Source organism: Rhodospirillales bacterium (genome assembly GCA_016699855.1).
Taxonomy (GTDB): Bacteria; Pseudomonadota; Alphaproteobacteria; order Reyranellales; family Reyranellaceae.
On sequence record CP064988.1, the window covers coordinates 5,334,411 to 5,340,810 of the forward strand.

A 6,400-nucleotide genomic window follows, 5' to 3' on the forward strand; every position below is an offset into this window, starting at 1 on the left:
GATGGGCAGATTGATCCGGGCCGCGGCCGTCGGGCTGGCGGCCGCCACGTTGGCGGCGGGGGCGCAGGCGCAGACCCTGCGCGTCATGAAATCCCTCGACGCGCCGCACTACGACGGCCAGCGCACCACGTGGTCGCCGAGCTCCGACATCGTCAACATGTTCCAGGACACGCTGGTGGCGCTGGACTGGGACGGCAAGACCGTCATCCCCTACCTGGCGAAGTCGTGGACCGTCAGCCCCGACGGCAAGCTCTACACCTTCAAGCTGCGCGACGACGTGACCTTCTGCAGCGGCAAGAAGTTCACGGCCGCCGACGTCATCTTCAGCGTCAACCGCCTGTTCGACCCCGACACGAAGGCGCCGCTGAAATGGCGCGCCGGCAACGTGAAGGAGCTCCGCGCCCCCGATCCGTACACCCTCGAGTGGGAGCTGAACGAGCCCTACGCCGACCTGCTGCTGAACCTCGTGTCGTTCACGATGTCGATCCACAACCGCGACAGCGTGGCCGCCCTCGGCAAGGACTACGGCGTCAAGGGCGCCGACGGCACCGGGCCCTGGTGCTTCGAGTCGTGGCAGCCCCGCACGGAGATCGTGCTCAAGCGGCACGACGCCTACAAATGGGGCCCCTCGATGTACAAGAACAAGGGGCCGGTGAAGTTCGAGAAGCTGTCGATCAAGATCGTGCCGGAGGACGCGGCCCGCGTGGCGGCGATGATGGGCGGGCAGTTCGACGTCACCCACCAGATCCCGCTGCAGTTCATCGACCAGGTGAAGCGGGCGCCGAACCTCGACGTCCAGGAGGCGAAGCCGAACTTCCAGCTGATGTACTACGGCTACAAGACGACGCGGCCGATGGTGTCCGATCCGCGCGTGCGCGAGGCGATGAACATCGCCATCAACCGCGCCGAGATCGTCAAGGGCATCATGCTCGGCAGCGCCGCCCCCGCCTACACGTTCATCGACCCCGACGCGCTCGATTTCGACCCCGCGACCAAGACGATCATCAAGGAGGACGTCGAGCGGGCGAAGAAGCTGCTGGACGAGGCCGGCTGGAAGGTCGGCGCCGACGGCATCCGCGAGAAGGACGGCGTCAAGCTGGCGCCGAAGGTGTACTTCACCGCCGTCGCGTACTTCCCCCGCATCTCCGAGGCCATCCAGGGCTACATGCGCAAGATCGGCGTCGACTGGAGAGTGCAGGGCTTCGACTCGACCATCGCGTTCGCCAAGATGGGCGAGCAGGACTACGAGCTGTGGACGGTGACCTTCCCGTACATGTCGGCCGGCGATCTGCTCAACTTCTACTTCGACTCCAAGAACATCCCGGCGCCGAACCGGATGAACTGGAAGGACGAGCAGACCGACGAGTGGCTCAAGCTCGGCCGCTCGTCCCTGACCGAGGCCGACCGCGCGAAGTACTACGGCATGGTCCAGAAGCGCATCCACGAGCAGCATCTATGGATGCCGGTCGTCAACATCCCGATGTTCACCACCAGCAGCAAGAAGCTGAAGGGGGTGCGCCCGCACATGCTCTACCAGAACACGTTCTACAAGGGCCTGGACTACTCGTTCTGACCTGCCGCGCGGACCTCGAGGATTGATCTGACTATGGCCGAACCGCTTCTCGAGGTCCGCGACCTCCGTACCCATTTCGACACCGACCGCGGCCTGTTCCGGGCGGTGGACGGAATAAGCTTCTCCGTCGGCCGCGGCCGGACGGTCGGCCTCGTGGGCGAGTCCGGCTGCGGCAAGAGCGTGACGTCGCTCTCGATCATGGGCCTCGTGGCGAGCCCGCCGGGACGGGTCGAGGCCGACGCCGTCGTGTTCGACGGCCGCGACGTGCTCGGCATGTCGGCCGACGAGCGCCGCCAGCTGCGCGGCGGCAAGATGTCGATGATCTTCCAGGAGCCGATGACCTCGCTCAACCCGGTGCACACCATCGGCCAGCAGATCGTCGAGGCGATCCTCGCGCACACCCAGATGTCGCCGAAGGCGGCGCGCGACCGGGCGATCGAGGTGCTCGACCTCGTCCGCATCCCGTCGGCGGCGTCCCGGTTCGAGGATTTCCCGCACCGGCTCTCGGGCGGCATGCGCCAGCGCGTGATGATCGCGATGGCGCTCGCCTGCGAGCCCGCGCTGCTGATCGCCGACGAGCCGACCACGGCGCTCGACGTCACCATCCAGGCGCAGATCCTCGATCTCCTGAGCGACCTGCAACAGCGGCTCGGCATGGCGATCCTGATCATCACCCACGATCTCGGCGTCATCGCCGAGGTCGCCGACGAGGTGATCGTCATGTACGCCGGTAAGATCGTCGAGAGCGCCACGGCGGTCGAGCTGTTCGCCAGCCCCCAGCACCCCTACACGATCGGCCTGCTGGGTTCGATTCCGCGGCTGGACGTCGACCGCGAGCGGTTGTCGACGATCGAGGGGTCGGTGCCCAGCCCCGACAAGCAGCCGGTGGGCTGCCGGTTCTCGCCGCGCTGTCCGTTCGCGGACCGGCGCTGCGTCGAGGAGCCGCCGCCGTTGCGCGACATCGTGCCGGGCCACCGCGTCGCGTGCTGGAAGGCGCCTGTCGAGCTGATCGCGGGAGCCCGGCCATGAGCGACGCCCCGGTCCTCAAGGTCGAGGGATTGACCAAGCACTTCCCGGTCAGCCGCGGCGTGATCATCACGAAGACGGTGGGCCACGTCCGCGCCGTCGACGACGTCAGCCTCGAGATCGCGCGCGGCGAGACACTGGCGCTGGTCGGCGAATCGGGCTGCGGCAAGTCGACGACCGGCCGCCTGATCCTCGGCCTGATGCAGCCGACGGCCGGCTCCGTCCGCTTCATGGGCGAGGAGATCGTCGGTCTGGACAAGCGCGCGATGCGCCGCCTGCGCCGGCATCTGCAGATCGTCTTCCAGGATCCCTACGCGTCGCTCAATCCGCGCATGACCGTGGGCGAGATCCTGGCCGAGCCGTTGACCCTGCACGGGCTGGCGGCGGGCACCGAGCGCGACGCCCGCGTCCGCGAACTGCTGGAGGTGGTCGGCCTGCTGCCGGAGCACGCGCGGCGCTATCCCCACCAGTTCTCCGGCGGCCAGCGCCAGCGCATCGGCATCGCCCGCGCGCTGGCCGTGCATCCCGACCTGATCGTCTGCGACGAGCCGGTGTCGGCGCTGGACGTGTCGATCCAGGCGCAGGTGGTGAACCTGCTGCAGAACCTCCAGAAGCGCTTCGGGCTCTCCTACCTGTTCATCGCCCACGACCTCGCCGTCGTGAAGCACATCAGCGACCGTGTCGCCGTGATGTACCTCGGCAAACTGGTCGAGATCGCCGACAAGCGGACGCTCTACGCGCGTCCGTTGCACCCCTACACGCAGGCCCTGCTGTCGGCGATCCCGCAGCCCGACCCGACGGCGCGCAAGGAACGGATCATCCTGCAGGGCGACGTGCCCAGCCCGCTCAATCCGCCGACCGGCTGCCGCTTCCACACGCGGTGTCCGCACGCGCAGCCGCGCTGCTCGCAGGAGGAGCCGGCGCTGCGCGAAGCCGGCCCGGGCCACCGGGTCGCCTGCCATTTCTTCGAGACGCTGCCGGTGCCCGCCGTCGTCGCCCACGGCACGGCCGCCGGCGGCAAGTTCGCCGAGCGGTTGGCGGCGTTCGACGCCGCCAAGAAGGCACGCGGCGCCGCGGCGGCTGCGCCCGGCTAGCCGCCTCCCGGCGCGTACTTGCCGGTGAGCTGCGGGGTCGCCGGTCCGGGTAGCTTCTTCTCATGGTGCTCCAGCCGCGTGTCGCGCGACCACGTGCGCTTGAGGTCGTCGCGCACGTTGAACCAGAGCCGGCCGAGCCGCTCCACTTCCAGCTCGACCCTGTCGCCGTCCTGGAACGACGAGAGCCCGCGGTGGTTCGTGCCGGTGGCGATGATGTCGCCGGGATGCAGCGTGTGGAGCGAGGTCGCCCATTCGACGCAGCGCGGGATCTTGTGCGCCATGTCGTCGGTGTTGAAATCCTGCTTCAGCGCGCCGTTGACCCACAGCTTGACCGACAGCTTCTGCGGATCGGGGATCTCGTCGGCGGTGACAAGGTACGGGCCGATCGGCGCGAAGGTGTCGCGCGACTTCATCTGGAAGAAGACGTTGCCGGCGGGCGGCAGTCCGCGCGCGGAGCCGTCGATGAAATTGACGTAGCCGAACACATAGGACATCGCCTCGGCCGCCGGCACGTTGCTCGCGCGCCTGCCGATCACCAGCCCGAGCTCGGCCTCGCCCTCGAAGATCGTCGCCGGCACGTCGGGCAGCACCATCGTATCGCCCGGTCCGATCACCGCCGACGGCGATTTGTGGAAGCCGTTGATCGGCGGCGGCGCCGGCAGCGTGCCGTCCTCCATGTAGTTGACCGCCATGCAGTCGATGTTGACCGGCCGCGGCAGCGGCGGGCGGATGCGTACCTGCGTGAGCGGGATCGCGGCGCCGGCCGCGACCGCCGCTTCGATCCTCGCCCGGTAGGCGTCGAACCGCTCGATCACGCCGTTGATGAGGTCGTGCGGGCCGGTGTGTGGAATGTCCGCGACCACCGCGGAGACGTCGACGACGCCGTCGCCCTTCAGGACGCCCAGCCGGAAATCGTCGAAATAGAGGATCTTCACAGAAAGCCCCGTCATCAGGAGGGAAGAAAAAGAGGAAGGCGCAGTGTCGCCCTAGAACACGCCGGCGTCGAGTCCAGCGGCCATGGCCATGCCGAGCTCGGCGCAGGACTCCTCGAACGCCGGGTCGTAGGCGCCGCGGCACACCAGCGGCTCCTGCACGATCTTCCACCGCAAGCCGGTCAGGATCGTCTCGATCCCCCGCCGCGTGCCGGTGCCGTCGTGGCCGGCGCGTATGTAGACCGCGCAGGGCAGGCCTTGGGTCCGGTCGAGACAAGGATAGTAGACGCGGTCGAAGAAGTCCTTCAGCGCGCCGCTCATGTAGCCGAGATTCTCGGTGGTCCCGAGGATGACGGCGTCGGCCGCGAGCACGTCGTCCGGTCCGGCGTCGAACGGGCCGAGCGCGCGCGCCTCGATCGACGTGAACGCCGGATCGGAGGCGCCGCGCAGCGCCGCGTTCCGCAAGGCGAGCGTGTTCGGTGACGGCGCGTGCGCGACGATCAGCAGGCGTTTGGCGGCCACCTGCGCCGCCGCGTCAGGCGCCGGCCGTCGCGCTTTCGATCACCACCGCCTTCTTCGCCGCCATGTCGTACTTCAGGCGCGGCACGAGGTCGAGGTCGCGGCCGGTGACGCGCACGAAGCGCGAACCGTCGGGATAGTCGATCGAGTGGATGGCGCCGACATCGTAGACGCCCGCCTTTCCGGGGTCGAGACGGTAGGTCTTGACCGCCTCGAGGTCGGCCGCGCCGGCGCCCTCGCCGCCGTCCTTGCGGCGCCAAACGGTCATGTCGGTGTGCTCGATCGCCTGGCCGTACACCGCCCAGGAGGCGCCGTGGTCGTGCGGAGGCGACCGGTGCGCCTTGGCGTTGACGTGCGCCAGCACCACGAACCCCAGCTCCTTGTCCTCGTAGAGCGTGTGGCGTCCGAGCTTGGCCGCCGGCCCGACCGCCGAGTCGACGAACGCCTTGTTCGCCAGCAGCTTCTCGAGGAGCTGGCGCACGGCCTCCCTTCCCTCCGGACCGGGCTTCGCCTTCAACGCATCGTGGGCGTCGCGGCAGAACTGTTCGAGCGAATAATCCATGGCTTCCTCCTGCGTCGCGGCCGCCGGTCGCGGCCGTCCATCTATGTCCGAGAGCGCGCCCGCAGCGCGTCGAGCGCCCGGTCGACGAAATCCAGTCGATCCTGCCCCCAGTAGCGCTCGCCGTCGACGATGAACGTCGGGGCGCCGAACACGCCCAACGCCTCGGCTTCCTCGCCATAGCGGCGGTAGAGCGCCTGGACCGCGTCGCTGGTCTCGGCCGCCACCAGCTCGTCGCCCGGCATGCCATTCTCGTCCGCCACGGCCCGGCGGACCGCCGGATCGGAGGTGTCTCGCTCCTCCGCCCACAGGGCGCGCAGCAGCGCGTGCGACAGGCGGAACGCGTCCAGACCGCGCTGCTGGGCGGCGATCACCATCCAACCGGGCGGCTTATTCCAGCCCGGCGGCTGGCCGTCCTGCGGATAATGGCGCGGCGTCAGGTTCAATGGCATACGGAGATGCTTCCGCCAGCGATCCAGCTCGGCCGCGTGGTAGGTCCGCCGCGGCTCAGGCCGGGTACGGAGGGGAACGCCGCCAGTCTTGGGCACGACGGCCTGGAAGTCGTAGGGCTTCAGGACGAGACGGACCTGGTGGCGGCGCACGATGTCCTGAAGCTTCGGGCCGCCAAGATAGGCCAAAGGCGAGGACAGGCTGTAGTAACAGGGCAGTTCGATCATGGGTCGACGCCGACAACGCG

Annotated in this window: 7 protein-coding genes; 3 read left to right on the plus strand and 4 right to left on the minus strand. The window is 68.7% G+C overall.

Translation table 11 applies throughout. The features are described from left to right. Position 1: 1 nt before the first annotated feature. The 3 genes from IPK81_25330 to IPK81_25340 are packed head-to-tail and all read left to right on the plus strand — an operon-like array spanning position 2 to position 3,693. A complete protein-coding gene (locus IPK81_25330) occupies positions 2 to 1,573 on the plus strand; it encodes an ABC transporter substrate-binding protein (GenBank protein QQS12730.1) in 1,572 nt (523 codons plus the stop codon). Between the two features lie 33 nt (positions 1,574 to 1,606). Beyond that, positions 1,607 to 2,602, plus strand: a complete 996-nt coding sequence (locus IPK81_25335; protein ID QQS12731.1) for an ABC transporter ATP-binding protein — start codon at positions 1,607 to 1,609, stop codon at positions 2,600 to 2,602. After that, positions 2,599 to 3,693, plus strand: a complete 1,095-nt coding sequence (locus IPK81_25340) for a dipeptide ABC transporter ATP-binding protein (protein QQS12732.1) — start codon at positions 2,599 to 2,601, stop codon at positions 3,691 to 3,693. The genes IPK81_25335 and IPK81_25340 overlap by 4 nt, the downstream gene beginning before the upstream one ends. On the opposite strand, the gene IPK81_25345 is transcribed toward IPK81_25340, so the two are convergent. Genes IPK81_25345 through IPK81_25360 form a run of 4 tightly spaced genes read right to left on the minus strand, consistent with a single transcriptional unit; the run spans position 3,690 to position 6,380 of the window. Next, positions 3,690 to 4,628 carry a fumarylacetoacetate hydrolase family protein gene (locus IPK81_25345; protein ID QQS12733.1) on the minus strand — a complete coding sequence of 313 codons (939 nt, stop codon included), beginning with the start codon at positions 4,626 to 4,628 and terminating at the stop codon, positions 3,690 to 3,692. The two genes, IPK81_25340 and IPK81_25345, sit on opposite strands and share 4 nt — an antisense overlap. Positions 4,629 to 4,679: 51 nt before the next feature. Continuing rightward, complete coding sequence (locus tag IPK81_25350; GenBank protein QQS12734.1) at positions 4,680 to 5,147, minus strand: NAD(P)H-dependent oxidoreductase; 468 nt, start codon at positions 5,145 to 5,147, stop codon at positions 4,680 to 4,682. 13 nt (positions 5,148 to 5,160) lie between these two features. Further along, positions 5,161 to 5,706: a hypothetical protein gene (locus IPK81_25355; GenBank protein QQS12735.1), complete on the minus strand. Its 546-nt coding sequence runs from the start codon at positions 5,704 to 5,706 to the stop codon at positions 5,161 to 5,163. A gap of 41 nt (positions 5,707 to 5,747) precedes the next feature. Then, positions 5,748 to 6,380, minus strand: coding sequence for a 2-hydroxychromene-2-carboxylate isomerase (locus IPK81_25360; GenBank protein ID QQS12736.1), 633 nt, complete (start codon positions 6,378 to 6,380; stop codon positions 5,748 to 5,750). Between the last annotated feature and the right edge of the window lie 20 nt (positions 6,381 to 6,400).

Excerpts from the sequence above, each read along its gene's own strand:
- IPK81_25335 (QQS12731.1), top strand. The coding sequence starts at position 1,607 with ATGGCCGAACCGCTTCTCGAGGTCCGCGACCTCCGTACCCATTTCGAC.
- IPK81_25330 (QQS12730.1), top strand. The coding sequence starts at position 2 with ATGGGCAGATTGATCCGGGCCGCGGCCGTCGGGCTGGCGGCCGCCACG.
- IPK81_25355 (QQS12735.1), bottom strand. The coding sequence starts at position 5,706 with ATGGATTATTCGCTCGAACAGTTCTGCCGCGACGCCCACGATGCGTTG.
- IPK81_25360 (QQS12736.1), bottom strand. The coding sequence starts at position 6,380 with ATGATCGAACTGCCCTGTTACTACAGCCTGTCCTCGCCTTTGGCCTAT.
- IPK81_25340 (QQS12732.1), top strand. The coding sequence starts at position 2,599 with ATGAGCGACGCCCCGGTCCTCAAGGTCGAGGGATTGACCAAGCACTTC.